The sequence below is a fragment of the Kitasatospora sp. NPDC097691 genome, from assembly GCF_040302665.1.
Lineage (GTDB): Bacteria > Actinomycetota > Actinomycetes > Streptomycetales > Streptomycetaceae > Kitasatospora.
The window spans coordinates 21834-47239 of the sequence record NZ_JBEORY010000018.1 but is presented as its reverse complement, the minus strand read 5'-3'; the positions used below and the strand labels follow the sequence as shown (position 1 = coordinate 47239).

At 73.4% G+C, this 25406-nt stretch carries 22 protein-coding genes; 13 read left to right on the top strand and 9 right to left on the bottom strand.

The features are described 5' to 3' along the window. Positions 1 to 300 precede the first annotated feature (300 nt). Positions 301 to 1707 (top strand): class II fumarate hydratase, encoded by a 1407-nt coding sequence (locus ABTY56_RS15470; protein ID WP_350629269.1) that lies wholly within the window; start codon positions 301 to 303, stop codon positions 1705 to 1707. A 118-nt stretch (positions 1708 to 1825) separates the two neighbouring features. Here the strand turns inward: ABTY56_RS15470 and ABTY56_RS15465 are convergent, their stop codons facing one another. Then, the gene (locus tag ABTY56_RS15465; RefSeq protein WP_350519052.1) at positions 1826 to 2281 is read right to left on the bottom strand and encodes an SPW repeat protein; all 456 of its coding nucleotides are present in this window, start codon (positions 2279 to 2281) and stop codon (positions 1826 to 1828) included. Between the two features lie 236 nt (positions 2282 to 2517). On the opposite strand from ABTY56_RS15465, the gene ABTY56_RS15460 reads away from it, so the two are divergent. After that, a complete protein-coding gene (locus tag ABTY56_RS15460) occupies positions 2518 to 3072 on the top strand; it encodes a PadR family transcriptional regulator (RefSeq protein ID WP_350629268.1) in 555 nt (184 codons plus the stop codon). A gap of 57 nt (positions 3073 to 3129) precedes the next feature. Next, positions 3130 to 4830: an acyl-CoA dehydrogenase family protein gene (locus ABTY56_RS15455; RefSeq protein WP_350629267.1), complete on the top strand. Its 1701-nt coding sequence runs from the start codon at positions 3130 to 3132 to the stop codon at positions 4828 to 4830. A gap of 133 nt (positions 4831 to 4963) precedes the next feature. On the opposite strand, the gene ABTY56_RS15450 is transcribed toward ABTY56_RS15455, so the two are convergent. Next, entirely contained in the window at positions 4964 to 5656 is a 693-nt protein-coding gene (locus tag ABTY56_RS15450) for a response regulator (protein ID WP_350629266.1), read from the bottom strand. A gap of 326 nt (positions 5657 to 5982) precedes the next feature. Between ABTY56_RS15450 and ABTY56_RS15445 the strand changes: the two genes are divergently transcribed. Further along, complete coding sequence (locus tag ABTY56_RS15445; RefSeq protein ID WP_350629265.1) at positions 5983 to 8076, top strand: sensor histidine kinase; 2094 nt, start codon at positions 5983 to 5985, stop codon at positions 8074 to 8076. Between the two features lie 144 nt (positions 8077 to 8220). On the opposite strand, the gene ABTY56_RS15440 is transcribed toward ABTY56_RS15445, so the two are convergent. Genes ABTY56_RS15440 through ABTY56_RS15425 form a run of 4 tightly spaced genes read right to left on the bottom strand, consistent with a single transcriptional unit; the run spans position 8221 to position 10042 of the window. Further along, the gene (locus ABTY56_RS15440) at positions 8221 to 8442 is read right to left on the bottom strand and encodes a hypothetical protein (RefSeq protein ID WP_350629264.1); all 222 of its coding nucleotides are present in this window, start codon (positions 8440 to 8442) and stop codon (positions 8221 to 8223) included. Positions 8443 to 8495: 53 nt separating this feature from the next. After that, positions 8496 to 9161 (bottom strand): hypothetical protein, encoded by a 666-nt coding sequence (locus ABTY56_RS15435; protein WP_350629263.1) that lies wholly within the window; start codon positions 9159 to 9161, stop codon positions 8496 to 8498. 48 nt (positions 9162 to 9209) lie between these two features. Beyond that, on the bottom strand, positions 9210 to 9617 hold the full coding sequence (locus ABTY56_RS15430; protein WP_350629262.1) for a pirin family protein: 408 nt from the start codon (positions 9615 to 9617) through the stop codon (positions 9210 to 9212). After that, complete coding sequence (locus tag ABTY56_RS15425; RefSeq protein ID WP_350629261.1) at positions 9614 to 10042, bottom strand: hypothetical protein; 429 nt, start codon at positions 10040 to 10042, stop codon at positions 9614 to 9616. The genes ABTY56_RS15430 and ABTY56_RS15425 overlap by 4 nt, the downstream gene beginning before the upstream one ends. 424 nt (positions 10043 to 10466) lie before the next feature. On the opposite strand from ABTY56_RS15425, the gene ABTY56_RS15420 reads away from it, so the two are divergent. The 7 genes from ABTY56_RS15420 to ABTY56_RS15390 all read left to right on the top strand — a co-directional run bounded on the left by ABTY56_RS15420 (position 10467) and on the right by ABTY56_RS15390 (position 19150). Beyond that, positions 10467 to 11951, top strand: a complete 1485-nt coding sequence (locus ABTY56_RS15420) for a phosphoribosyltransferase family protein (protein WP_350629260.1) — start codon at positions 10467 to 10469, stop codon at positions 11949 to 11951. Between the two features lie 241 nt (positions 11952 to 12192). Beyond that, positions 12193 to 13407 (top strand): 4-hydroxyphenylpyruvate dioxygenase, encoded by a 1215-nt coding sequence (gene hppD, locus ABTY56_RS15415; protein ID WP_350629259.1) that lies wholly within the window; start codon positions 12193 to 12195, stop codon positions 13405 to 13407. Positions 13408 to 13449: 42 nt separating this feature from the next. Further along, positions 13450 to 14652: a homogentisate 1,2-dioxygenase gene (locus ABTY56_RS15410; RefSeq protein ID WP_350629258.1), complete on the top strand. Its 1203-nt coding sequence runs from the start codon at positions 13450 to 13452 to the stop codon at positions 14650 to 14652. Beyond that, positions 14649 to 15539, top strand: a complete 891-nt coding sequence (locus ABTY56_RS15405; RefSeq protein WP_350629257.1) for a hypothetical protein — start codon at positions 14649 to 14651, stop codon at positions 15537 to 15539. Before ABTY56_RS15410 ends, ABTY56_RS15405 begins: the two co-directional genes overlap by 4 nt. Further along, positions 15536 to 16756 (top strand): fumarylacetoacetase, encoded by a 1221-nt coding sequence (gene fahA, locus ABTY56_RS15400; protein ID WP_350629256.1) that lies wholly within the window; start codon positions 15536 to 15538, stop codon positions 16754 to 16756. Before ABTY56_RS15405 ends, fahA begins: the two co-directional genes overlap by 4 nt. 369 nt (positions 16757 to 17125) lie before the next feature. Continuing rightward, on the top strand, positions 17126 to 18226 hold the full coding sequence (locus ABTY56_RS15395) for an enoyl-CoA hydratase/isomerase family protein (RefSeq protein ID WP_350629255.1): 1101 nt from the start codon (positions 17126 to 17128) through the stop codon (positions 18224 to 18226). 138 nt (positions 18227 to 18364) lie between these two features. Then, positions 18365 to 19150, top strand: coding sequence for an enoyl-CoA hydratase (locus ABTY56_RS15390; RefSeq protein ID WP_350629254.1), 786 nt, complete (start codon positions 18365 to 18367; stop codon positions 19148 to 19150). 155 nt (positions 19151 to 19305) lie between these two features. Here ABTY56_RS15390 and ABTY56_RS15385 read toward each other — a convergent pair whose 3' ends face one another. Then, positions 19306 to 21123 carry an NAD-binding protein gene (locus ABTY56_RS15385; RefSeq protein WP_350629253.1) on the bottom strand — a complete coding sequence of 606 codons (1818 nt, stop codon included), beginning with the start codon at positions 21121 to 21123 and terminating at the stop codon, positions 19306 to 19308. 152 nt (positions 21124 to 21275) lie between these two features. On the opposite strand from ABTY56_RS15385, the gene ABTY56_RS15380 reads away from it, so the two are divergent. Beyond that, the gene (locus ABTY56_RS15380; RefSeq protein ID WP_350629252.1) at positions 21276 to 21875 is read left to right on the top strand and encodes an HdeD family acid-resistance protein; all 600 of its coding nucleotides are present in this window, start codon (positions 21276 to 21278) and stop codon (positions 21873 to 21875) included. Positions 21876 to 21964: 89 nt separating this feature from the next. Here ABTY56_RS15380 and ABTY56_RS15375 read toward each other — a convergent pair whose 3' ends face one another. Together ABTY56_RS15375 and ABTY56_RS15370 are read right to left on the bottom strand one after the other, a co-directional pair. Then, positions 21965 to 22603: a DUF6461 domain-containing protein gene (locus ABTY56_RS15375; protein WP_350629251.1), complete on the bottom strand. Its 639-nt coding sequence runs from the start codon at positions 22601 to 22603 to the stop codon at positions 21965 to 21967. 175 nt (positions 22604 to 22778) lie between these two features. Then, positions 22779 to 24257, bottom strand: a complete 1479-nt coding sequence (locus tag ABTY56_RS15370) for a CoA transferase (RefSeq protein ID WP_350629250.1) — start codon at positions 24255 to 24257, stop codon at positions 22779 to 22781. A gap of 339 nt (positions 24258 to 24596) precedes the next feature. On the opposite strand from ABTY56_RS15370, the gene ABTY56_RS15365 reads away from it, so the two are divergent. Beyond that, the gene (locus ABTY56_RS15365; protein ID WP_350629345.1) at positions 24597 to 25283 is read left to right on the top strand and encodes an N-acyl homoserine lactonase family protein; all 687 of its coding nucleotides are present in this window, start codon (positions 24597 to 24599) and stop codon (positions 25281 to 25283) included. Positions 25284 to 25406 lie beyond the last annotated feature (123 nt).

The following is a 25406-nucleotide window of genomic DNA, read 5'->3' as shown; positions in this document are numbered from 1 at the left end:
CGCCGGTTTGAAGCGGTCCGCCCGGTGACTCACTCGTTCGAGTGAGTCCGGCCCGATCGGCCCCCGGGGCCTCGGCGCGGGGCGGCCGGGGCGAGCGCCTCCGTGTGTTGCGCCGAATCCCGGCCCCGGGCGTACCGGTCCGCGCCGCTGTCGCGGCGGTGGGAACCACCCGCGGCGCCCCCACCGGGAGCGGTCGAGAACCCGACCGCTCCCGGCGGAAATACCCGGGCCCCGCGCGCGGCTGTCGTGATCGGAGATCCGTTCCGGGCCGGCCGGCCCGTACAGGAGGTGCAGCGCGCGATGGGTGACGAGCAGACGAAGCCGCAGGAGTACCGGGTCGAGCACGACTCGATGGGCGAGGTGCGGGTGCCGGCCGCCGCGAAGTGGCAGGCGCAGACGCAGCGGGCGGTGGAGAACTTCCCGGTGTCCGGCCAGCGGCTGGAGCGCGCGCACATCGCCGCGCTGGCCCGGATCAAGGCGGCCGCGGCCCGGGTGAACGCCCGCCTCGGGGTGCTGGACGAGGAGACCGCGGAGGCGATCGTGGCGGCGGCCGAGGAGGTCGCGGAGGGGCGCTGGGACGACGAGTTCCCGGTGGACGTGTTCCAGACCGGCTCCGGCACGTCGTCCAACATGAACACCAACGAGGTGATCGCCACCCTGGCCGGGGAGCGGCTGGGCCGGCCCGTCCACCCGAACGACCACGTCAACGCGAGCCAGTCGTCCAACGACGTCTTCCCCTCCTCGATCCACATCGCCGCCACCGCCGCCGTGACGCACGACCTGATCCCGGCTCTGGAGCACCTCGCGGAGGCGCTGGAGCGCAAGTCCGCCGAGTTCGCGGAGGTGGTCAAGTCGGGCCGCACGCACCTGATGGACGCCACGCCCGTCACGCTCGGCCAGGAGTTCGGCGGCTACGCGGCGCAGGTGCGGCACGGGCGGGAGCGGCTGCTGGCCACGCTCCCCCGGGTGGCCGAACTCCCGCTCGGTGGTACGGCGGTGGGCACCGGCATCAACACGCCGCCCGGCTTCCCGGCCGCGGTCATCGAGGAGGTGGCCCGCGTCACCAACCTGCCGCTGACCGAGGCCCGGGACCACTTCGAGGCGCAGGGCGCGCGGGACGCCCTGGTCGAGCTGAGCGGTCAACTGCGCACGGTGGCGGTCGGGTTCACGAAGATCGCGAACGACCTGCGGTGGATGGGGTCCGGCCCGCGCACCGGGCTCGGCGAGATCAACCTGCCGGACCTGCAGCCCGGTTCGTCGATCATGCCGGGCAAGGTGAACCCGGTACTGCCCGAGGTGGTGCTGATGGTGGCCGCCCAGGTGGTCGGCAACGACGCGACGGTGACGCTGGCCGGTGCGAGCGGCAACTTCGAGCTGAACGTGATGCTTCCGGTGATCGCCCGCAACGTGCTGGAGTCGGTCCGGCTGCTGGCCAACAGCGCCCGGCTGCTGGCGGACCGGACGGTGGACGGCATCACCGCCAACGTCGAGCGGGCCCGGGAGTACGCGGAGTCCTCGCCGTCGGTGGTGACCCCGCTGAACCGGTACATCGGGTACGAGGAGGCCGCGAAGGTCGCCAAGCAGTCGCTGGCCGAGCGCAAGACGATCCGTCAGGTGGTGCTGGAGCGCGGCTACGTCGAGCAGGGCAAGCTCACCGAGGAGCAGTTGGACGCGGCGCTGGACGTGCTGCGGATGACGCGCCCGTAGCCGGGAGCGCCCCGGGGTACCCGGGCGCCCGGAGACGGCCACGAGGTGCGCGGGACGTGCGCCGGGGCGCGGTGGGAGGTGCTCCCGCCGCGCCCCGGACGAAGGGCTGCGGGGAAGATCAGCCCCTGGTTCCGCCGGCCCGACCGGCCCGGCCGAGCCGCATCGCTGCTCCGTTCGCCGTGATCGTGGCCATCGAGATCGCCGCGAGTCCGAGCAGGAACATCACTGCGCCGACGATGATGCAGGTGACGATGTTCTTGCCCCGGGCGACCGATCCGGAGATGACCCAGGGAGAGATGATCGTCCAGGCGCCGAGCGCCGTGGCCGCCCAGGCCCTCGCGTGGGTGCGTTCGTAGGCCGTGCCGTAGCCGGCCATCAGCACCGTGTAGGCCAGTCCGACGATCAGGCAGGTCACGGTCAGGGTGCTGAACGCGGTGAAGCCGACGATCCACGGCGATGCCGCCAGGAAGAGGCCGGCCAGTACGGCCAGGGCTTCGACGCCCTGGGCCCGGGGCGTCGAGGTGACCCGCTCGTAGTGTTCTCGTAGTTCGACGATGTCCGGATGGTGCTCCATGCCCGTCGGGATATGGGTTGCCACCGATACCACCTCCTGTGGTCCGGAATCTGCGGGGTGCATTGTCCTCCGTCACCCGGAAGGCGCATGCCCCGTACCCATTCTGTCCCTTCTCTACTGTTTTGCACCCGATAGTCCGGAATGATCGATAACCATCCGATCACGCCGGTGACCTGCGTCTCAACCCCGCAGGGCGCCATTGCCTATGCAACTCGTTGCATAGCAGGATTCGGGTCATGGCACTGGAGCACGCGATCCTCGTCTCACTGCTGGAGCAGCCCGGCTCCGGCTACGAGCTGGCCCGGCGCTTCGACCGCTCCATCGGACGCTTCTGGACCGCCACCCACCAGCAGATCTACCGGGTGCTGCGGCGCATGGAGGCGGACGGCTGGGTGGCCGCGCAGGAGGTCGCGCAGGACGGACGCCCGGACAAGAAGGTCTACTCGGCGGCCGAGGCCGGACGGAGCGCGCTGGCCGACTGGCTGCGGGAGCCGGTCGAACCGGAGACCGTCCGGCACGAACTCGCGGTCAAGATCCGGGCCGCCGCCTTCGACGACCCGGCGGCGCTGATCTCCGAGGTCGAACGTCACCGCGAGGGGCACGCCGCCCTGCTCGCCCGCTACCTGCACGGCGAGCAACGGGACTTCCCCGACCTCGACGCGCTCGACGCCCGCCAGGAGCTGCAGCACGTGGTGCTGCGCGGCGGCATCGAGTACGAGCGGATGACCCTCGCCTGGCTCGACGACGTGCTCGCCACCCTGCGCCGCCTCGCCGCCGACCGGCCGTCCTGACCCGTCGGCACGAACCTTCCACCCGCTTCCCACACCCTCGACCCCAGGGAGCCCTCGATGCTCTTCAACCCGCGCACCTACGACCCCGCACAGTTCGACGAGCCGACCCGTCGGCTGCTGCGCGCGACCGTGGACTGGTTCGAGTCCCGCGGCAAGAAGGCGCTGATCGACACCTACATCGACCGCAGCTGGTACGCCGACTTCCTCGAATTCGCGGCGAAGGAAGGCCTGTTCGCGGAGTTCCTGACCCCGTCCGCGGCCGACCCGGACAAGCGCTGGGACACCGCGCGGATCGCCGAGCTGAACGAGATCCTCGGCTTCTACGGCCTCGGCTACTGGTACACCTGGCAGGTCACCATCCTGGGCCTCGGCCCGGTCTGGCAGAGCGAGAACGAGGCCGTCCGGGCCCGCGCCGCCAAGCTCCTGGCGGAGGGCCACGTCATGGCGTTCGGCCTCTCCGAGCGCACCCACGGCGCCGACATCTACTCCACCGACATGATCCTCACCCCGGACGGCAAGGGCGGCTTCACCGCGACCGGCTCCAAGTACTACATCGGCAACGGCAACGTGGCCGGCCTGGTCTCGGTGTTCGGCCGCCGCTCGGACGTCGAGGGGCCCGAGGGCTACGTCTTCTTCGCCGCCGACAGCCGCCACGAGGCGTACCACCTGGTCAAGAACGTGGTGAACGCCCAGATGTACGTCAGCGAGTTCCGCCTGGAGGACTACCCGGTGCGCGCCGAGGACGTGCTGCACACCGGCCAGGCCGCCTTCGACGCCGCCCTGAACACCGTCAACGTCGGCAAGTTCAACCTCTGCACCGCCTCCGTCGGCATCTGCGAGCACGCGATGTACGAGGCCGTCACGCACGCCCACAACCGGGTGCTGTACGGCCGGAAGGTCACCGACTTCCCGCACGTCAAGCGGGAGTTGACCGATGCGTACGTCCGCCTGGTGGCGATGAAGCTGTTCAGCGCGCGGGCCGTGGACTACTTCCGCACCGCCTCCCCCGAGGACCGCCGGTACCTGCTGTTCAACCCGATGACCAAGATGAAGGTCACCACCGAGGGCGAGAAGGTCATCGACCTGATGTGGGACGTCATCGCGGCCAAGGGCTTCGAGGCGGACACCTACTTCGACAAGGCGGCGAAGGACATCCGCGGCCTGCCGAAGCTGGAGGGCACCGTCCACGTCAACCTGGCGCTGATCCTCAAGTTCATGGGCAACTACCTGTTCGCCCCGGCCGATTACGCCCCGGTGCCGACCCGCCTGGACGCCGCCGACGACGCCTTCCTGTTCCGCCAGGGCCCGGCCCGCGGCCTCGGCGCGATCCGCTTCCACGACTGGCGCGCCGCCTACGACCGCCACGCGCAGCTGCCCAACGTCGCCCGCTTCCGCGAACAGGCCGACGGCTTCTGCGAGTTGCTGCTCAGCCACGCGCCGAGCAAGGAGCAGCAGGCGGACCTGGACTTCCTGCTGGAGATCGGCCAGCTGTTCGCGCTGATCGTCTACGGCCAGCTGGTGCTGGAGCAGGCCGAGGCGACCGGCCTGGACGCGGACGTCCTGGACCAGGTCTTCGACGCCCTGGTCCGCGACTTCTCCGCGCACGCCACCGAGCTGCACGGCAAGGCCTCCACCACCGAGGAGCAGGCCGCCTGGGCGCTGGCGAACGTGCGCCGCCCGGTGTCCGACGCGGCGCGGGCCGCGCGGGTGTGGGAGCGGGTCGAGGCGCTCTCGGGCACGTACGAGATGCAGCCGTAGCGACGGCTGCGGCAGGGCGAGCCCTGCGGTAGAGCGACTGCGGCAGCAGTCATCGAAGGGACCCCCGGGGGTGCCGGTCGGCGGACCGGCACCCCCGGTTCCACGTCCGCGGGTCCGCCCGCCACCGCCGGGGTCAGCCGTCGCCGAGCCCCATGTCGCGGGCCCGGGCGACCGCCTCGGCGCGGGTGGCGACGTGCAGCTTCTCGAAGATGTGCGTGATGTGGTTGCGCACGGTCTTCTCCGCGACCACCAGCTCCCGGGCGATCCGCCGGTTGTCGAGCCCGCGCGCCACCAGGTCCAGCACCTCCGCCTCGCGGGCGGTGAGGTCCGGGAAGAGCTGCCCCGCCTCGCGCATCCGGGCCCCGGCCAGCAGGGCGGTGATCCGTCCGGCCACCTCGCCGCCGAACACGGCGCCGCCCGCGGCGACCGTCCGCACCGCGTGCAGCACCTCCTCCCGCCCGGCGCCCTTGACCAGGTAGCCGCGCGCGCCCGCCTGGAGCGCGGCGAGCAGGTTGCCGTCGTCGTCCGACATGGTCAGCATCAGCACCGGCGGCGGCGCCTCCTGGCCGGCGAGCCGGCGGACGGCCTCCAGCCCGGAGCCGTCGGGCAGCGACAGGTCCATGATCACCACGCTCGGGCGGTGCCGGGCGACCGCCTCCGGCACATCGGCGACCCGCTCGGCCTCGGCCACCACGAGGACGCCCTCGGCGCTCTCCAGTGCGGCCTTGAGCCCCTCCCGGAAGAGGGGGTGATCGTCGACGATCAGTACACGGACGGGCGGTGCGCCACCCGGGCCCGAGGGTGCCAACGGCTGTTCTTCATCCACACGGCCGACACTACCAGCAGCAAATCGGCTACTTTCCGTGACATGCTCGGAAGTCGTCCGCGTGGCGGGCGAGGCGGAAGCCGATCCGGCGCCGGAACCGGCGGTCGATCCGGGGCCGGGCGAGGGTCGACCCGGCACCGGGACCGGCGGTCGGGGCAGGATCCGAGACCGCTGCCTCACGCGCCCGGGACACCGGGCCGTCGAGACTGGAACCTGGCTCGGTTCACGCCGCCGGCCGGCTCGCCGACCGGGAGTCCGTACCGCCGGGGGGTTCGCACCACCGGAGTCCGCCCCACCCGGCCCCAGCCCGTCTGCGAGGTGGTGCCATGACCACGGTGACCTCCGTCCGGCGCCGTACACCGGCCCAACGGCAGCTGACCGCCGCCGCGTTCGCCACGGCGCTCTGCGTCGTCGCCTCGACGCTGTGGATCTGCTACGTGCTCGTCCACCTCGGCGATCCGGGCGTACAGCAACCGCGCGACGAACTCGGCAACCTGATCTACGCCCTCCCGACCGCGGGGGCGGGCATGCTGCTGCACGCCCACCGCCCCGGCAACCCGCTCGGGTGGGTGCTGCTCGTCTACGCACTGACCGAGATCCTGCCGGACGCCGCGGCCGCACCCGTCTCGGTCGAGATCACCGACCCGGGCATCGTCGGCGCCGTCGCCGCCTTCGCCGCGCTCTGCAGCTCGGTGAACGTCACGATCTTCTACGTGCTCCCGCTGTGGCTGCCCGACGGCCGGCTGACGACCCGGCGCTGGTGGTGGTACATCGGCGCCGTCGCGCTGTTCGTGGTCCCGGAGATGTCCCAACGGCTCGACCGCCCGAAGCTGTTCGGGCGGCCCAACCCGCTGGCCGGCAACCCGCCCGCGCACTTCTTCGGCGTCGCGACCGACGCCCTGGGCGGCCACGACCTGCTGGTCGGCGAATGCCTGATCGGGATCGTGACCGTCGTCCTGCTGACCCGGCTGCTGCGTCCCCGCCGGCGGGCGGGCGACGAGGGCGAGCTTCGTCGGCACCGGCTGCGGGTGGCGGCGATGCTCGGCGCCTACCTGCTCTGGGCCGGCATGCAGGACCTGTACTCGCGGAACTTCGAGGAGCACTACTGGCTCAGCTACTCGCTGTTCGCCGCCGCGGGACTGGTCTGGGCGGTCGCGGTGGCCTTCCTGGTCATCCGGGACCACGGCTGGCGGCTCGACCGGGCGGCCCGCAGCGTCCTGATCGGGCTGCTGCTGGGCACCGGGGTCACCGGGCTGTTCGTGGTCGCCGCCGCCGTGCTCTCCACCTGGCTGCTGCCGGGGCGCGGCGGGGCGGCACTGCTGCTGATCGCCCTGGTGTACGCGCTCGGCGCAGCCCTGCCGCGGGCGGCGCGGCGGGTCGTCGCCCTGGTGGACCGGCTGTACTACGGCGAGCGCGCGCAGCCGTACCAGGTACTGCGGACGCTCGCGGGGCGGGTGCGTCAGGTGGTCGACCCGGCGCGGCTGCCGGAGACGCTGTGCGCGACCGTCGCCGAGGAGCTGCGGCTGCCCGGGGTCACGCTCGCCGTCACCACCCGGGCCGGGCGGCGCACCCTGGCCACCGCCGGACGGCTGGACGGGCGCAGCCAGGACTTCGCACTGGTCCACAACGGGCTGCCGATCGGCGAGTTGACCGTCGGACTGCGCGCCGGCGAGGAACGGCTGGAGGCCAGCGACATCGACATCCTGCGCTCGCTCGCCGACCAGGCGTCGCCCGCCGTCGCCTCGCTGCGGCTCCAGGAGGACCTGCAGGCCAGTCGGGAGCAGATCGTCGCCGCGCGGGAGGAGGAGCGGCGGTGGCTGCGGCGGGACATCCACGACGGGCTCGGGCCGGCACTGGCCGGGTTGCGGCTACGGGTGGACAACGCGGCCACCTCGGCGGCCGACGGGCTCGCGGACACGCTGCGCGGGGTCTCCGACGGCCTGGGCCTGACGATCAAGGAGGTCCGCCGGATCACCGACCGGCTCGGGCCGGCGCCGTTGGGCGAGTTCGGGCTGACCCGGGCGGTGCGGCAGCTGGCGGACACCTTCGGCGGGGCCGGGCTGACCGTGACGGCGGTGCTGTCGCCGGACCCGCTGCCGGAGCTTCCGGCGGCGGTGGAGGTCGCGGCGTACCGCATCACGGCGGAGGCGCTGAACAACGTGCTGCGGCACGCCCGGGCACGGACGGCTCTGATCACGCTGCGGGTGGACGCGGAGGCGCTGACGCTGACGGTGCAGGACGACGGGGTGGGGTACCGGGCGGACGGCGACTCCCCGCCCGACGGCAGCGGGGTGGGGCTGCGGTCGATGGCGGACCGGGCGGCGGAGATCGGCGGGCACTGCACCGTCCGCGCGCTTCCGACGGACGGCGGCACCCAGGTGCTGGCGGTGCTGCCGCGCTCGGCGGCGTCGGATCGGTGACCGGTGACCGGTGATCGGTGCCAGGCGGCAGGCGGCAGGCGCGGGCGCGAGCGGGCAGAAGGGGGCGATGTGCACACAACAGGGGACAGATGACAGATTTCGAAATCTGTCATCTGTTCCCTGTTATCTGTCATCTGTTATCTGTCAGGCGGCCGGTCCGGGAGGGGTCGGCGGCCCTTCGCAGTTGCCGAGCTTGCAGCCGATGCCGCCACCGCTGTCCGGTGTCACGACGGGGGACAGGGCAGAACGGCTACGGGACGTCGAGGTGGAGGCGGAACACGCGCTGCGCAGCGCCATGGCCGCCGCGATCAGGCCTGCCAGCACGCCGGCCGCGCAGATCGCCGTGGTCGTGGTGTCGGTTGCCATGAGGAGGTACTCCCGATTCTTCCGAGTGACCGGTCGCGGTCGATCGATCACGTTCAACTCTGCGGACGGACACGCCCCGACCGCATGGGCCTGGTGTCCCATTCCGGTCCCGATTCGGCGCCCGGTGCGCCGATCCGGCCCAGCACGGCGGTGACCGGCCCGCGCGACCCGGCCCGCAGGCCGTACCGCTCCTTGGCCCGGACGTAGACCAAGTCGCCGGGGAACAGCGGCACTTCGCCGAGCTCGCCGAGGAAGGCGCCGGTCCCGGAGAGGACCAGCAGGAACGCGTCGGCCGCCCGGTCCTCGTACGGCCCGCAGAGGCCGCCGGGGTCGAGGTCCACGGTGCCCACGTCGACCTGCCGCCAGGCGCGGGCGGGCTCCGGGCCCGAACGCTGGGCCGGGATGTCGCCCCGGGGCGGGGTGGGGCGCACGGTGAGCACGGCGGTCGGCGCGCCCCGGACGGCGGTGAGCCGGTAGCCGGTGCCGGGCCGGTGGTGCAGCGCCTCGCCCGGGCAGAGGATCCGGCCGGCCGCGGCGAGGCGGCCGGAGAGCACCACGGTGACCGACTCCGCGCATCCGTGGGGACGTTGGTCGACCCGGACGCCGGGCGGCAGGGTCTCGACGGTCAGTCCGGCGCGGACGAAGGGCCGCTGCTCCGGGTCGATCAGCCGCCGGAGGACGGGCGCGGTGCGGGGGACGGCGGCGGGTACGACGATCACGAGAGGCTCCTCGGACGGAGGACGAACGGTCCGGGACGGGCAGGAGGGTCAGGGCCGGTCGCGGCGGGCGGCGCGGCGGGCCACGGCGGCCCGGGTGCCGGCGCGGTGCCGGGGAACGGCGAGGGTGAGGCAGAGCAGTTCGGCGCCGAGCGGGCCGGCTTCGAGGTGCAGCGTGCGACCACGGCGGGCCAGCAGCAGATCGCCTTCCGAGGCCAGGTGGTCGGGCTCGTCGGAGAGTCGGCCGACGACGGCGGCGCCGCGCAGCACGTGCAGGACGGTCTCGGCGTCGGGCCGGCCGGTCAGCACGTGGTGGGCGCCCGGGCTCAGCCGCAGGTGGTCGAAGGCCTCGCAGGCACTGGTGAGCATCGGGCGACGGGCCAGGGGGCGGATCCGGACGCGTTCGCCGTTCGGGCCGAGGACGACCATGGCGGCGCCGGTGTCGGTGGTGACGATCATGCGGGTTCATCTCCGCCGGTGGAGGTGCGGGCGTCGGCGGGAACGGTCAGGACGGCGTGGAAGTACTCCATCCCGGCGGTGCCGGCGGTGAGGACGGTCCGGGTGCCGAGCGGGAGGACGACGGCGGTGCCCTCGACGAGGGGGATGCCGGCGTCGCGAGGTCCGGCGTCGCACGGCTCGGTGTCGCACGGCTCGGCGTCGTGGTCCTCCGGCGGGGCGTCCTGCCGTACCGCGTTCTCGGGCGGTTCGGCGAGGCCGGAGCCGGCGGTGACGTAGAGCGCGTGCTCGACGCCGTCGGCGGCCACCTCGGTGCTGTGGCCCGGTTCGAGCCGCTGCAGGCCGACGCCGCGCAGCGGTCCCGCGAGCAGCCGGCCGGGGTCCACGGCGCCGCGTCGGCGGAGATCGGTGATGACGGTGCCCGGCATGTCGAGCGCTCCTTCCGGTCACCGGCGGGCCCTTCGGTCCGCCTCTGCGATCCACGGTGCGCCGCCCGCTGTCCCGCCCACACGGGGGTTGCGTCCCGTCCCGCTCCCGGCCACATCCCGGCCCGATCCCGGGCGGATCCCTAGGCCCGCCCGGCCCGATCCCGGCCAGATCCCTAGGCCCGCCCGGCCACATCCCGGCCCGATCCCGGGCGGATCCCTAGGCCCGCCCGGCCCGATCCCGGGCGGATCCCGGGCCGCCCCCGCCCCGTCCCGGGTCGCTCCCGTCCCGGTCAGGGCCCCTCCGGTACGAGCCCGGCCCGCGCTGCCGACCGCTGTCCGCGCCGTACCACCCGGGCCGCACGCGTCCGCCACCGCACCGTGCACGCCGCCCGGAACGACGTACGGTGGAACCGGAGGCCGTGTCATGCACGTCACCGGAACCCACTTCACCCACTTCGCCGACCGCACCGAGGCGGGCCGGCAGCTGGCCGCGCGCCTCGGTCACGTGGGCGGCCCCGGGATCGTCATCGTGGCGCTGCCCAGGGGCGGGGTGCCGGTCGCCGCCGAGGTGGCCAAGGCGCTCGGTGCGCCGCTGGACATCTGCGTGATCCGCAAGCTCGGCGTGCCCTACCAACCCGAGCTGGGCATGGGGGCGATCGGCGAGGACGGCGTCCGGGTGTTGAACGAGCAGGTCATCCGGCTCGCCTCGGTCACCGACGGCCAACTGGCCGAGGTGGAGCGGCGCGAGCGCGCCGAGCTGGAGCGCCGGGCCCGTCGCTACCGGGGCGACCGCCCGCCCGCGGACGTACGCGGCCGCACGGTGGTCGTGGTGGACGACGGCATCGCCACCGGGTCCACCGCCCGGGCGGCCTGCCGGATCGTCCGGGCGCGGGGCGCGGCCCGGGTGGTGCTCGCCGTGCCGGTGGCGCCCCGGGACTGGACGGACCGCCTTGAGGAGGTCGCCGACGAGCTGGTCTGCGTCGACACGCCGTCCCCGTTCTTCGCGATCGGCGAGTTCTACGCCGACTTCTCGCAGACCGAGGACGCGGAGGTGCTTCGGCTGCTCGCCGAGGCCCGGGTCCGGGAGCAGCAGCGGGAGTCGGACCCGGGGGATCCGGCTGCGGCCTACGCCGGGACCGATCGCGAGCTGGTCCTGCCCGCCGACGGGGTCCGCCTCGCGGGCCGGCTGACCGTCCCGCCGCACGCGCGCGGCGTGGTGGTCTTCGCGCACGGCAGCGGCAGCGGCCGGCACAGTCCGCGCAACCGGTACGTCGCCGAGTACCTGAACCGTTCCGGGCTGGCCACGCTGCTGTTCGACCTGCTGACCGAGGCCGAGGAACCGGACCGCCACAACGTCTTCGACGTGGGACTGCTGGGCTCCCGGCTGACCGCCGTCGCCCGGCAGCTGAACCCCGAGGACGGCACCACTCCCGAGACCGGGACCGGGACCGTGCCCGACACCGGGACCGGGACCGGGATCGTGCCCGACACCGGGACCGGGACCGGGATCGTGCCCGACACCGGCACCGTGCCCGAGACCCGCGGACTGCCGCTCGGCCTGTTCGGCGCCAGCACCGGGGCCGCCGCCGCGCTGCACACCGCCGCCGAGCTGGGCCCGGCCGTGCGCGCGGTGGTCTCCCGGGGCGGCCGCCCGGACCTCGCCGGGGCCGAGGTGCTGGGCCGGGTGAGCGCCCCGACGCTGCTCGTCGTCGGCTCCCTGGACACCACCGTGCTCGACCTCAACCGGCGGGCCGGGAGTCGGCTGCGCTGCGAGAGTGAATTGGCGGTGGTGCCGCGCGCGACCCACCTCTTCGAAGAGCCCGGGACCCTGGATCAGGTCGCTGAGCTGGCCCGGAACTGGTTCCTGCGCCACCTCCCCGCGAGCGGCTCCGAGGCCGGGAACCCGTGAACGACCCGTCGACGGTGATTGCGCAGACTTCGTGTATCACCGGGAAGTGGCAGCACATTTTGCGCAGTGCAAGGCGGGAAATCCTGACCAGCTTGTACACATTGAGCAGTGAAAAACCGACCTGTTGCCCAACCACCCCGACAGTAGCAAGCTCTCCGCAACCACACCGCCCACCCATCCGCGGTGCGGCCGCGATCCAGCGGAAGCCTCGAAGGCGAGGCCCGAAGTGGAGGAACGAGCGATGACCACGCAGTCCCACGCCCTTGAGTTGACCCCCGAGGAGCGCGAGGCCGGTCTTGACGCCGACCAGCTGCGCCGCCTCGTCGGCCTCGTCGAGCACGACCAGGCCGCCGACCCGTTCCCGGTGACGGCCCAGGACGCAGTCGTCTTCGTGGTCGGCAACGCCACCCAGACGGCCCAGTTCTACCAGGTCGTGTTCGGCATGGAGCTGGTCGCCTACTCCGGCCCGGAGACCGGCCGCCGCGACCGCAAGGCGTACGTGCTCCGCTCCGGCTCCTGCCGCTTCGTGATCAAGGGCGGCGTCCAGCCGGACAGCCCGCTGCTGGACCACCACCGCCGCCACGGCGACGGCGTCGTCGACCTCGCCCTGGAGGTCCCGGACGTCGACAAGTGCATCGAGCACGCCCGTGCGACCGGCGCCACCGTCCTGGAGGAGCCGAACGACGTCTCGGACGAGAACGGCACCGTGCGCCGCGCGGCCATCGCCACGTACGGCGAGACCCGCCACACCCTGATCGACCGCTCCCGCTACCACGGCCCGTACCTGCCGGGCTACGTCGTCGCGCAGAGCAAGGTCAAGCACCCGGAGGGCTCGCCGAAGCGCCTCTTCCAGGCCCTCGACCACGCCGTCGGCAACGTCGAGCTGGGCCGCATGGACGAGTGGGTGTCGTTCTACAACCGCGTCATGGGCTTCGTGAACATGGCCGAGTTCGTCGGCGACGACATCGCCACCGAGTACTCCGCGCTGATGTCCAAGGTCGTCGCCAGCGGCAACCACCGGGTGAAGTTCCCGCTCAACGAGCCGGCCATCGCCAAGAAGAAGTCCCAGATCGACGAGTACCTGGAGTTCTACACCGGCCCCGGCTGCCAGCACATGGCGCTCGCCACCAACGACATCCTCACCACCGTGGACGTGCTGCGCTCGCGCGGCGTCGAGTTCCTCGACACGCCGGACGCCTACTACGACGACCCGGAGCTGCGCGAGCGGATCGGCAAGGTGCGCGTTCCGATCGAGGAGCTGAAGAAGCGCGGCATCCTGGTCGACCGCGACGAGGACGGCTACCTGCTGCAGATCTTCACCAAGCCGATCGGCGACCGCCCGACCGTCTTCTACGAGTTCATCGAGCGGCACGGTTCGCTGGGCTTCGGCAAGGGCAACTTCAAGGCGCTCTTCGAGTCGATCGAGCGCGAGCAGGACCGACGCGGCAACCTGTGAGCGTCGGAGAGCTCTGACGAACGGTCGAGGAGGACCACGGAGATGGCGTACTACCGGCAGCTGGGCAGCATCCCGCCCAAGCGGCACACCCAGCACCGCACCCCCGAAGGCGGGCTGTACTACGAGGAGTTGATGGGCGAGGAGGGGTTCTCCTCGGACTCCTCGCTGCTCTACCACCGGGGCATCCCCTCGGCCGTGGTCAACGCGGTGTCCTGGGAGCTGCCGGACCAGTCCACGGTGCCCAACCACCCGCTGCTCCCCCGTCACCTCAAGCTGCACGAGCTGTTCGCGGGCCAGGAGTGGAAGTCCGCGGACGTCGTCGGCAGCCGTCGGCTGGTCCTCGGCAACGGCGACGTGCGGATCTCGTACGTCGCCGCCGGGGCCCCCAGCGAGCTGTACCGCAACGGGCTCGGCGACGAGTGCGTGTACGTGGAGTCCGGCGCGGGCACGGTCGAGACGGTGTTCGGCTCGATCGAGGTCGGCCAGGGCGACTACGTGATCATCCCGCGCGCCACCACCCACCGCTGGGTGCCGACCGGCGACGAGCCGCTGCGCGCGTACTGCATCGAGGCGAACAGCCACATCACCCCGGTGAAGCGGTACCTGTCCAAGTACGGGCAGCTGTTGGAGCACGCGCCGTACTGCGAGCGGGACTTCCGTGGGCCGGTCGGCCCGCTGCTGGTGGACGCCTCCGGGGACGTCGACGTGCTGGTCAAGCACCGCGGCCCGAACGGGATCGCGGGCACCCGCTACACCGTGCCGCACCACCCCTTCGACGTGGTCGGCTGGGACGGCTGCCTCTACCCGTACGCCTTCAACATCAGCGACTTCGAGCCGATCACCGGCCGGATCCACCAGCCGCCGCCGGCCCACCAGGTCTTCGAGGGCAACAACTTCGTGATCTGCAACTTCGTCCCGCGCAAGGTGGACTACCACCCGCTGTCGATCCCGGTGCCCTACTACCACGCCAACGTGGACAGCGACGAGGTCATGTTCTACTGCGGCGGCGACTACGCGGCGCGCAAGGGCTCGGGCATCGCCCAGGGCTCCATCTCGCTGCACCCCGGCGGGCACACCCACGGGCCGCAGCCGGGCGCGTACGAGCGCAGCATCGGCGCGGAGTTCTTCGACGAGCTCGCCGTCATGGTGGACACCTTCCGCCCGCTGGAGCTCGGCGAGGGCGGCCGGGCCAGTGAGGACGCGAACTACGCCTGGACCTGGGCCGGTCGGGGGCCCGGACGATGAGCGGGCTGCCGTCGGGGGGCGTCGTCCCCGAGCTGTTCCACGGGCTCTTCGACGACGCGGCGGTGTTCCCCCCGGGGAACCTGCCGGTCGCCGAGGCGGTGCCCGCCCACCGCGTCCACCGCGCGGCCTGGTACGCCGAGGCGGTCGGCCCGCTGCTGTGCGGGGCGGGCCGACTGGGCGAGTTGGCCGCGGCGGTGGACGCCGCCGCGGGCACGTCGGCGGGGGTGGGCGGTTCGGCGCTCAGGATCGGGCTGGTGCTGCCGGGGGGCAGCGCCGAGCTCGCCCAGGCGCTCGCCGCAGCCGCGCCGTTCGAGCTGGCCGGCGTCGAACTGGCCACCCGGGACGCTGCCGAGGCGGTCGCCGAGCTGGACCGGCTGCTGCCGCCGGACGTCCCGGCCGCCGTCGAGCTGCCGCGCGAACTCCTGCACGGGGACGACCTGGACGCCGTCCTGGACGTCCTGGTCGACAGCCCGTACCGGGCGAAGTTCCGCACCGGCGGGCTGGTCGCCGAAGCGTTCCCGGACGAGGCGGAACTGGCCGCCTTCCTCGCCGGCTGCGCGCAGCGCGGACTCCCCTACAAGTGCACCGCCGGACTGCACAACGCCGTCCGGCACACCGACCCGGAGACCGGCTTCGAGCACCACGGCTTCCTGAACGTGCTGCTGGCCGCACAGGAGACCGACCCGGCGGCGGCCGCGGAGGTGCTGGCGGAACGCGACGGTGAGGCGCTGGCCAAGGCGGTACGTGCACTGACGGATCGTCAGGTTACCGTGATTCGCAACTCGTTCACCGCGTTCGGCACCTGCAGCATCGCCGAACCCCTGGGTGACCTGGCCGTACTCGGCCTGCTGTCGTCGCCCACTCCACCGCACCAGGAGGACCGTTGACCACCCCCCGCACCTGGCTCGCCAGCGCCCAGGACTCGCCGTTCGGCGTGCACAACCTGCCGTACGGCGTCTTCACCGCCGCCGACCAGCCCGGGCGGCGCCGGATCGGCGTGCGCGTCGGGGACTTCGTCCTGGACGCCGGGGCGGCCGCCCGCGCGGCCGGTGCACCGTCCGCGCTGCTGGACGCGGACTCGCTCAACCCGCTGATGGCGGCCGGACGTCCGGTCTGGACCCGGGTGCGGGCGGACCTCACCACGTGGCTCACGGACGAGTCCTTCCGCGAGGCCCTGTCGCCGGCGCTGCTGCCGGTGGCCGAGGTCGAACTGCACCTGCCGTTCGAGGTCGCCGACTACGTCGACTTCTACGCCTCCGAGCACCACGCCACCAACCTGGGCCGGATCTTCCGCCCGGGCTCGGAGCCGCTCACGCCCAACTGGAAGCACCTGCCGATCGGTTACCACGGACGGGCGGGCACGGTCGTGGTCTCCGGCACACCGGTGGTGCGGCCGCACGGGCAGCGCAAGGCGCCCGCCGACCCGGCGCCGAGCTTCGGGCCGACGCGTCGGCTGGACATCGAAGCCGAGGTCGGCTTCGTCGTCGGCACGCCGTCCGAGCTGGGCAAGCCGGTCCCGCTGGCCGACTTCCGCGAGCACGTGTTCGGCGTCTGCCTGCTCAACGACTGGTCGGCGCGCGACATCCAGGCCTGGGAGTACGTGCCGCTCGGCCCGTTCCTCGGCAAGTCCTTCGCCACCTCGATCTCGCCGTGGATCGTCCCGCTGGACGCCCTGCAGCACGCCCGGGTCGCGCCGCCGGAGCGCGACGTCGAGCCGCTGGCGTACCTGGACGACCGGGACGGCGAGCCGTGGGGCCTGGACCTGGCGATGGAGGTCCGGCTGAACGGGCACCCGGTCTCCCGCCCGCCGTTCGCCGGGATGTACTGGACGGCGCAGCAGCAGCTGACCCACATGACCGTCAACGGCGCCTCGCTGCGCACCGGCGACCTGTTCGCCTCGGGGACGGTCAGCGGGCCGGAGCCGGAGACCCGGGGCGCGCTGATCGAGTTGACCTGGAACGGCGAGGAGCCGCTGAAGCTCCCGGACGGCACGACCCGGACGTTCCTGGAGGACGGCGACGAGGTCGCCATCACCGCCACCGCGCCCGGGCCGGACGGGGCCGTGGTCGGCTTCGGCGAGGTGACCGGGCGGGTGCGGGGGTAACGACGGCGCCCCTCCCCGGGACGTGACGAACAACGGATGACAGCCGACAGGCGACGACTGACAGACGACGGATGACAGCTGACAGATTTCATCATCTGTCAGCTGTCATCCGTCATCCGTTCTCCCGCCTGCTCAGAGCCCGGCGCGGCAACCGAAGCCCCGGGACGGCGCCGCCGCCGTCGGCCGGGCCCGCGCCGCCGAACTCGCCCTGCGCGCCTGGCCGTAGCCGCCGGAGCCATCGAACCGGCGGAGTCGCCGAGCCCGGGGCCGCGGGCGGGCCCGATCTCCGGCCCGGTGATCACAACGGCCCGCCCGCCCCGGTACGGTGGGCGGCGAAAGTCCATCACCGAGGGGACGGGAGCGGGCCCGATGAGCGCAGAGGTGGCAGAGGTCCAGGCATTCCTGGACGGCGGGGTCGGGCGGATCGTGCTGAACCGTCCGCGGGCGCTCAACTCGCTGACCCACGGCATGATCGGCGCCCTGCGCGCGCTGCTGGACGACTGGGCCACGGACGACCGGGTGCGCGCCGTGGTGCTGACCGGCGCGGGCGAGCGCGGCCTCTGTGCGGGCGCCGACATCCGCGCGATGCACGACGACGCCAAGGCGGGCGGGGCCGGCACCCGGGCGTTCTTCCGCGACGAGTACCGGCTGAACGCGCTGATCGCCCGGTACCCGAAGCCGTACGTCGCCGTGATGGACGGCATCACGATGGGCGGCGGCGTCGGCCTGTCCGCCCACGGCGCGATCCGGATCGTCACCGAGCGCTCCACCGTCGCGATGCCCGAGACCCGGATCGGGCTCGTCCCGGACGTCGGCGGCAGCCGCCTGCTCGCCCACGCGCCGGGCGAGGTGGGCACCCACCTCGGGCTCACCTCGGCCGCGATGGGCCCCGGCGACGCGCTGCTGTGCGGGTTCGCGGACCACTACGTGCCGTCGGCCCGGATCCCGGAGCTGCTCGACGCCCTCGCCCGCAGCACCGCCGCGGACGGCGCGGACGCCTCGAACGGCGACACCGCCGACGCCGCCACCGCCGCCGTCACGGCAGTCGTCACCGCGCACACCGAGCCCGCACCGCCCGCCGCCCTGGCCGGGCAGCGCGCCTGGATCGACGCCTGCTACGCGGCCGACACCGTCGAGGAGATCGTCGAGCGCCTGCTGAACTCCGGTGTCGCGGAGGCGAAGGAGGCCGCCGGACTGGTGCTGGCGAACTCCCCCACGGCCGTCAAGGCCACCCTGGCCGCGCTGCGCCGGGCCCGCACGCTCCCCTCCCTGGAGGCCGTGCTCGACCAGGAGTACCGCGTCTCCTGCGCCGCGCTGGACGGCCACGACCTGGTCGAGGGTATCCGCGCCCAGGTGGTCGACAAGGACCGCAACCCGCGCTGGGAGCCCGCCACCCTCGCCGGGGTGACGGAGGTGGACGTCGCCCGCTTCCTCGCCCCGCGCGACGGCGACGAGCTGGGCCTGGCCTGACTCTCCTGGCGGCGCCCCCGGCCCCGTGACCGGCGTCTCGCATGTCAAGACTGGCGCGGAACGGGGCACGTCGTAGATCGTTGGGTGGTCAGGGCGCGCCCGCGCGGCGCCGAGCAGCGGACATGGGAGTCGACGGCGATGACCGAGACCGAGACCTACGAGACGATCCTGGTCGAGCGCAAGGGCCGGGTGGGGCTGATCACGCTCAACCGGCCCAAGGCGCTCAACGCGCTGAACACCCAGCTGATGAACGAGGTGGTCGCGGCCGCCACCGCCTTCGACCGGGACCCGGAGATCGGCTGTCTGGTGATCACCGGTTCGGAGAAGGCCTTCGCGGCCGGCGCCGACATCAAGGAGATGCAGGGCAACCGGTTCCCGGACGTCTACCTGGACGACTGGCTGGGCCCGTGGGACCGGCTCGGTGCAGTGCGCAAGCCGATCGTCGCGGCGGTGGCCGGGTTCGCGCTGGGCGGCGGCTGCGAGCTGGCGATGCTGTGCGACATCCTGCTGGCCGCGGACACCGCGAAGTTCGGCCAGCCGGAGATCAAGCTCGGCGTGATCCCGGGCATCGGCGGCTCGCAGCGGCTGACCCGGGCGGTCGGCAAGGCGAAGGCGATGGAGCTGTGCCTGACCGGCCGGATGATGGGCGCCGAGGAGGCCGAGCGGGCCGGCCTGGTCTCCCGGATCGTCCCCGCCGACCAGCTGCTGGCCGAGGCCCTGGCCACCGCCGAGACCGTCGCGGCGATGTCCGCCCCGGCGGCGGTCATGATGAAGGAGAGCGTCAACCGGGCGTTCGAGACCACCCTCGCCGAGGGCGTCCGCTTCGAGCGCCGGCTCTTCCACGCGGTCTTCGCCACGGCGGACCAGAAGGAGGGCATGGCGGCCTTCGCCGAGAAGCGCCCGCCGTCCTTCACCAACCGCTGACCGACGGCCCACCGCTGATCGACGGCGGACGGACGGCCATCGACGGCCGACGGACGACAGCTGACAGATTTCAGATGATGAAATCTGTCAGCTGAAGTCTGTCGGCCGTCACCTGTCAGCTGTCACCTGTCACACCCGTCACCCGTTCCGCGCGGTCACTCCTCCACCGCCACCGTGTTCAGCCGGGCGAGCCCGCTGCGGGTGGCCGCGACCACGATGCGGTCGCCGGGCGCGAGCTGCCGGGTGCGGTCGGGGAGGCCCCACTGCAGCTGCGAGCCGTGGGCGAAGCGGACGGCGATCACCCGGACGCCACCCGGGTCCTCCAGGTCGTGCCGGTTCAGGCCGATCAGCCCGCTGCCGTCCTCCACCGTCAGCTCGGCGATGAGCAGCGCGTGCCGGAACACCGAGAGCGTCCCGCGCACCTCGCGCCCCATCAGCGCCGCCGCGAAGGCCGGCGCGGCCAGGTAGGAGACCGACCGCGAGGCCGCGTTGTCCAGCGTCTTGTAGAAGTGCCCGGCGAAGTTGTCATCGAACAGCCGCACCACCACCCGCACTTCGGGATTGCCGTGCCGCGCCTCCAACGCCGCCTCCAGGTTGGTGGCGTCGTCGCCGCTGACCGCCACCAGCGCCCGGCTGTGCTTCAGTCGCGCCCGGCGCAGCTGTTCCTCGAACGGGCCGTCGCCCATCACGACCGGGATCCCGAGCGCCCGGACGGCGGCGACCCCGCGCGCCTGCGGATCCCGTTCCATGCAGACCACCGGCACGCCCAGGTCGTGCAGTTGGGCCGCGACGCGGGTGCCCACGTTGCCGAGCCCGACGACGATCACGTGGTCCCGGGTGCCCGCCCCGGGGTTGCGCGGCTGGCCGCGCCGTCCGGAGCCGAGCACCTCGACCGCGATGGCGGTGGCGACCGGTGCGAAGGTGATCCCGCAGATGGTGATCACCACCTGTGCGACCCGCTGCCAGAACCCCCCGGTACCCGTCCCGGCGGCGATGTCGGAGAGCTGGTCGGGCTGCGCGGCACCGGCCAGGTCGAGCAGCGAGATGTAGACCGTCCAGCCGAAGTCCCGGCTGAGGTACCAGAGCACGCCGAAGGACATCAGCACCGCGGCCAGGGCGGTGAGCAGCACCAGCCGCATCCGGGCGCTGGTGAAGAAGCGCATGGTGTCGAGCAGCCGCCAGCGCACCCGGCGCCGCCAGTCGATCGGTTCCCGGGGCTCGATCGGCAGCACCTGCAGTGCGGCGGTGCCGCCCGGCTCCTCCTCCGGCCCGGGGTCGGCCGCGGGCGCCGGTTCGCGCCGTACGCCGCCGGGGCGGATCGGCCCGTCGTCTCCGAACTCGGTGGCGAGCCGCACGAATTCGGCCGAGTCGCCCTGCTGCGCGGGCAGCAGCCGGATCCTGCCGAGGTCCTGCCGGTCGATCTGGTCGGCGACCACGCAGATCCGGTCGGAGGTGATGGCGTCGTCGAAGGCGATGTGCAGGTAACGTCCGTCGATCTCCACCGAGTTGGGCCGCCCGAGCGCGGCTGCGGCGAAGGCCGGGGCGGCGGTGGCCGAGCCGGAGAGTGCGGCGCCGTTCCTGAGCAGCCGTTCGATGTTCTCGCCGAGTCGCTGGTTGAACATCCGGAACACGATGCGGATGTCCGGGTTGTGGTTCTGGGCGCTGAGCGCGGCGTGGATGTTCTCCTGGTCGCTGCCCTCGACCAGGGCGAGTCCGCGGGCGGTGCCGATGGACACCGCGCGCAGGGCCTCGTCGGTGATGCCGGCGTACTCCACGACCGCGGCGACGCCGTCCAGTTGCTCGATCTGCGGCGCGTGGTCGCGGGACCGGTCGGCGACCAGGACGACGACCGGGACCTCGTAGTGTTCGACGAGTTCCAGGATCAGTCGGTGTGCCAGCGCGTTGCCCCCGCAGACGATGTAGTGCTGGCTGATCGGCTCGACCGGAGGGGTCCCCCACCCTTCAGAAGTCATACCGCCGGATGATATCGACGACGGGTGTCCGGAGGATGTCATTCCGGTGACCGCGGCGGATCCCCCGAACGGCCGTATCCGGCGCGCGGTCCGGCGGCGCCGCGCAGAGGCTGGGGTTCGTCTTCTACCCCCGCCCGAGGAGTTACGGCACCGTGGTCTCTCCGATCATCACCCCCGACGGTTCCCCGGTCCAGGGCCCGCTCGGCATGCTCGCCAAGGCCGCCTGGCAGGTCCTGCTCGTCGCCGGGCTCATCTCGCTCGCCCTCGGGATCGTGGTCTTCGCCTGGCCCGAGGAGACCCTGCGGGTGGTGGGGGTGCTGTTCGGCCTCTACCTGCTGGTCATCGGCGTCGTGCAGCTGGTCGCCGCGTTCGGCACCCACGCCACCACCGCGCTGCGCGTGCTGGCCTTCATCAGCGGCGCGATCTGCGTGATGCTGGGGCTGCTCTGCTTCCGCAGTGCGGCGCAGTCGCTGCTGCTGCTCGCGCTCTGGATCGGGATCGGCTGGCTCTTCCGCGGCATCACCCAGCTGGCGGCCGCGATCTCCGACCCGATGATGCCGGCCCGCGGCTGGCAGGCCTTCGCGGGCGTGGCCAACACGCTGGCCGGCGTGCTGCTGATGGTCTGGCCGGTCGGGTCGATCAAAGCACTGGCCGTGCTGGCCGGCTGCTGGCTGGTGATCCTGGGCCTGGTCGAGATCGTGACGGCGTTCCAGATGCGCAGTCGCGCCAAACACATCCCGTCAGGGGTCTGAGCACACGGAGCTCCGGTCGGCGGATCCGCCGGCCGGAGCTCCGGCGGATCGCGGAGGCCGCCGCCTCCGGCCGGGGCCGCCCGCCGCCGTCACGGGCGCGGGGCGTAACCGAGCCGGAAGGTGGCGGCCTCCAGCCGTTCCGGGTCGAGCCGGACGTCGGTCAGCCGCTCGGCCAGGGCGAACGCGGCCTCGGTGTGCAGCTCGTGCCGCTCCCCGCCGAGGTCGAAGCCGCAGGCCGTCAGCAGTTCGGGGACGCCGGGGGCATCGGCGTCCGAGCCGTGCCGCTGGTCGGCGAAGAGCGGTTCGAAGTGGAGGCGGCAGCTGCCGTGCTCCCACCAGTGGAAGCTGTCCGCGGCGTTGACGTTCCGGAAGTGGGAGACCAGCCGGGTGTCGTCGGCGAGCCGGGGGACGAGCTCGTGGAGGCTGCCGAGGTACCCGTACGGCTCGACCGCAAGGGACCAGCCGCCCAGCTCGGTGACGGCGACGAGCAGCCGGTCGTCGTCCTCGCCGAGCAGGGCCTCGGCCGCCTCGTCCGCTCCGTCCTCGAACGTCTCCCAAGCCTCGATCACCGCGTCCAGGCCGGTGACCTCACGGCCGGGCAGGGCGTCGAAGCGGCGCAGCAGGTCGTCGACGGGGATCCCCTGGACGCGGGTGAAGCAGTGCGCCTCGCCCAGGACGGGGTAGCGCTGCTCGAACCAGGTGTAGTCGGTGGCGTGTGCGGGGGTCATGCCCCGATGATGCCGGACCGCACCGACACCACCGGGGCCGGGGGCCCTCGATCCGGGCTCGTCCCGGCCCGCGCTCGGGCTGTTCCGGGCTGTCCCGGGCTCCCTGGACTGTCCTGGACCGTCCCGGGCTGTCCCGCTCGCCGGGCCGTCCCCGGCCGTCCCGGGCCCTCCCGACTCAGAGCCAGACCGGAGCGTCCGTCCCCCAACGCCCCGGTGGGCGCGACCAGTCGGCAGGCGCACCCTCGTAGCCGATCGGCGGCAGGACGTGGCGCAGCTTCCCGTACGCGGAGTCGGTCTCGGTGAGCCACCTCGACGGGTCGTAGGCCTCGGACGGGGCCTCGGACGGGGCCTCCCGTTCGATGTCGTGCAGCAGCCAGGAGGCCGTGCCGGCGAGGGAGAAGCGCAGGTGCCGACCGCCGGGGCCGCGGGTGTGCCGGTCGGAGAGGGCGCGCAGGACGGCGGCGGCAATGAGGTAGCCGGTGCCGTGGTCCAGCGCCTGGGCCGGCAGGACGCCGGGGCGGCCGTCGGGGGCGGCCTCGTGGGCGGCGATGCCGACGCCGGCCTGGACCAGGCTGTCGAAGCCGCGCCGCCCGGCCCACGGGCCGGTCCAGCCCCAGGCGCAGAGTTGGACGACGATCAGGTCGGGGCGGCGGGCGAACAGTGCCTCGGGCGCCAGGCCGTGGGCGTCGAGGGCGCCGGGACGGTAGGCGCTGACCACGACGTCGGCGGTGGCGAGCAGCTCCTCGAAGACGGCCCGGTCCGCGGGCTCGGCGAGGTCGAGGCGGGCGGAGCGCTTGCCGAAGCCGGTGTCGGCGTGGGCGTCCTCGGCCTCGGGCAGCCTGGGCGAGTCGATGCGCAGGACGTCGGCGCCGAGCAGGGCGAGGGTACGGGTGGCGACCGGTCCGGCGATCACCCGGGTGAGGTCGAGGACCCGGAGCCCGGCGGCGGGCCGGTCCACCGGGGCCTCGCCGAGCGGACGGGCCGACGCGGTTGCGGTGGTGCCGTTCGTGCCGGTGGTGCCGTTCGTGCCGGTGGTGCCGACGCCGCCGGTGGCAGGGAGTTCCCGGTGCTCCACCAGGGGGTGCACGGTGTCGCTCACCGGCGCGACGGCCACCGCCAGCGCCCCCGCCGCGTACGCGCGCTCCTGGACCTGCTCGGCCGGCAACCCGGCGAGCACCTCCGCGAGTCGCTCGGGCCCGGCATCCGCGGCGAGGCCGAGGGCCGCCAGCAGCCGGGTGCGGTGGTGCGGGTAGTTGGCGTGGGTGCGGACCCAGCCGTCGGCGGTGCGCCAGAAGCCGGAGTGCGGGGCGAAGCTGACGGGCGTGCGGCCGTCGACCGTCAGGTGCCGCTCGCTGACGAAGGCGGTGGCCACCGCGCCCTGGTCCACCCGGACCGCGGGGACCGGGCCGCCGCCGCGCAGGGCGGCCAACTCGGCGGCGGCGAGCGAGCAGACGGCCACGGTGGCCCGGGCGAGGCGTCGCACCGGCAGTCGGGAGGGCAGGACGCCGTCCGGGCCGTGGAAGCTCACCCGTGACAGCAGGTCGGCCGGGCCGCCGAGCGCCGCCCAGGCGTCGGCGGTGGGGCGGTCGGCGGGCTCACCCCCGCCGGATCCGGAGGGGCCGATGGTTCCTGCGGGCAGCGGACGATCAGTCATGTCGACATTGTGCTCCCCTTCTTGGTCGATCGCCGTGACGCCAGTCACCACCATCGGTGGCACCGGGGCCGCGGTGATCCGCGGACGGCGCACGTGCCGCCTGCTCCGGCGCCGGGGCGCAGGGTGCGGACGGACCGGGGTCCGCCGACCGGCGGGCGGCGGGCGGGTGGCGGGCGGGTAAGCGGCGGGTAGGGTGCGAACGCGGGCCGGCGGGAGGCCGACCGGAGGGCGAACGGGAACCGCCCGTACGGGAACGCCCGTACCGGAGCCGCCCGTACGGGTGCCGCCGGTACCGGGGCAGCGCGACGCACCGCGACATGGGGGGATGAAGTGCACGTGATCCGGCGCCTCGACCTGGGGTACTTCGTCCGACCGGCCTCCGAGGTGGGCGGCCCGGAGCCGCGGGTGGAGCCGGTGCTCGCGTACCTCGTCCGGCACCCGGAGGGGCTGCTGCTGTTCGACACCGGGATCGGCGGCTGCGAGCCGGAGACCGAGGCGCACTACCGGCCGGTCCGCCGCCCGTTGCCGGAGGCCCTCGCCACGGCCGGGGTCTCCGTCGCCGACATCGACCTGGTGGTCAACTGCCACCTGCACTTCGACCACTGCGGCGGGAACCCGCTGCTGACCGGCACGACCGTCCTGGTCCAGACGAGCGAGCTGGCCGCCGCCCGGCGCGGCGGCTACACCATCGACGCGCTGGTCGACTTCCCCGGCGCCGACTACCGCGAGCTCGACGGCGAGGCGGAGGTCTGGCCCGGCGTCCGGGTGCTGCCCACCCCCGGCCACACCGAGGGCCACCAGTCCCTGCTCGTCGAACGCCCGGGCGGCGGCCCGGTCCTGCTCGCCGGGCAGGCGTACGACTTCGCCTCCGAGTACGGGCAGGCACTGCTCGCCCGGCGGGCGGCGCGCGAGGGTGTGGCAGCGCCGCTGCCCGGCTACCGGGCCTGGCTCGACCGGGTGGCGGAGCACCGTCCGCGCCGGGTGCTGTTCGCGCACGACCACGCGGTGTGGGAGCCGGGCGAGTAGCGGTGCCCCATGCCGCGGCACCGGGCGCCGGACACCGGGCACCGGGCACCGGGCACCGGGCACCGGGCACCGGGCACCGGGCACCGGGCACCGGGCACCGGGACACCTCAGCCCCGAAGCGCT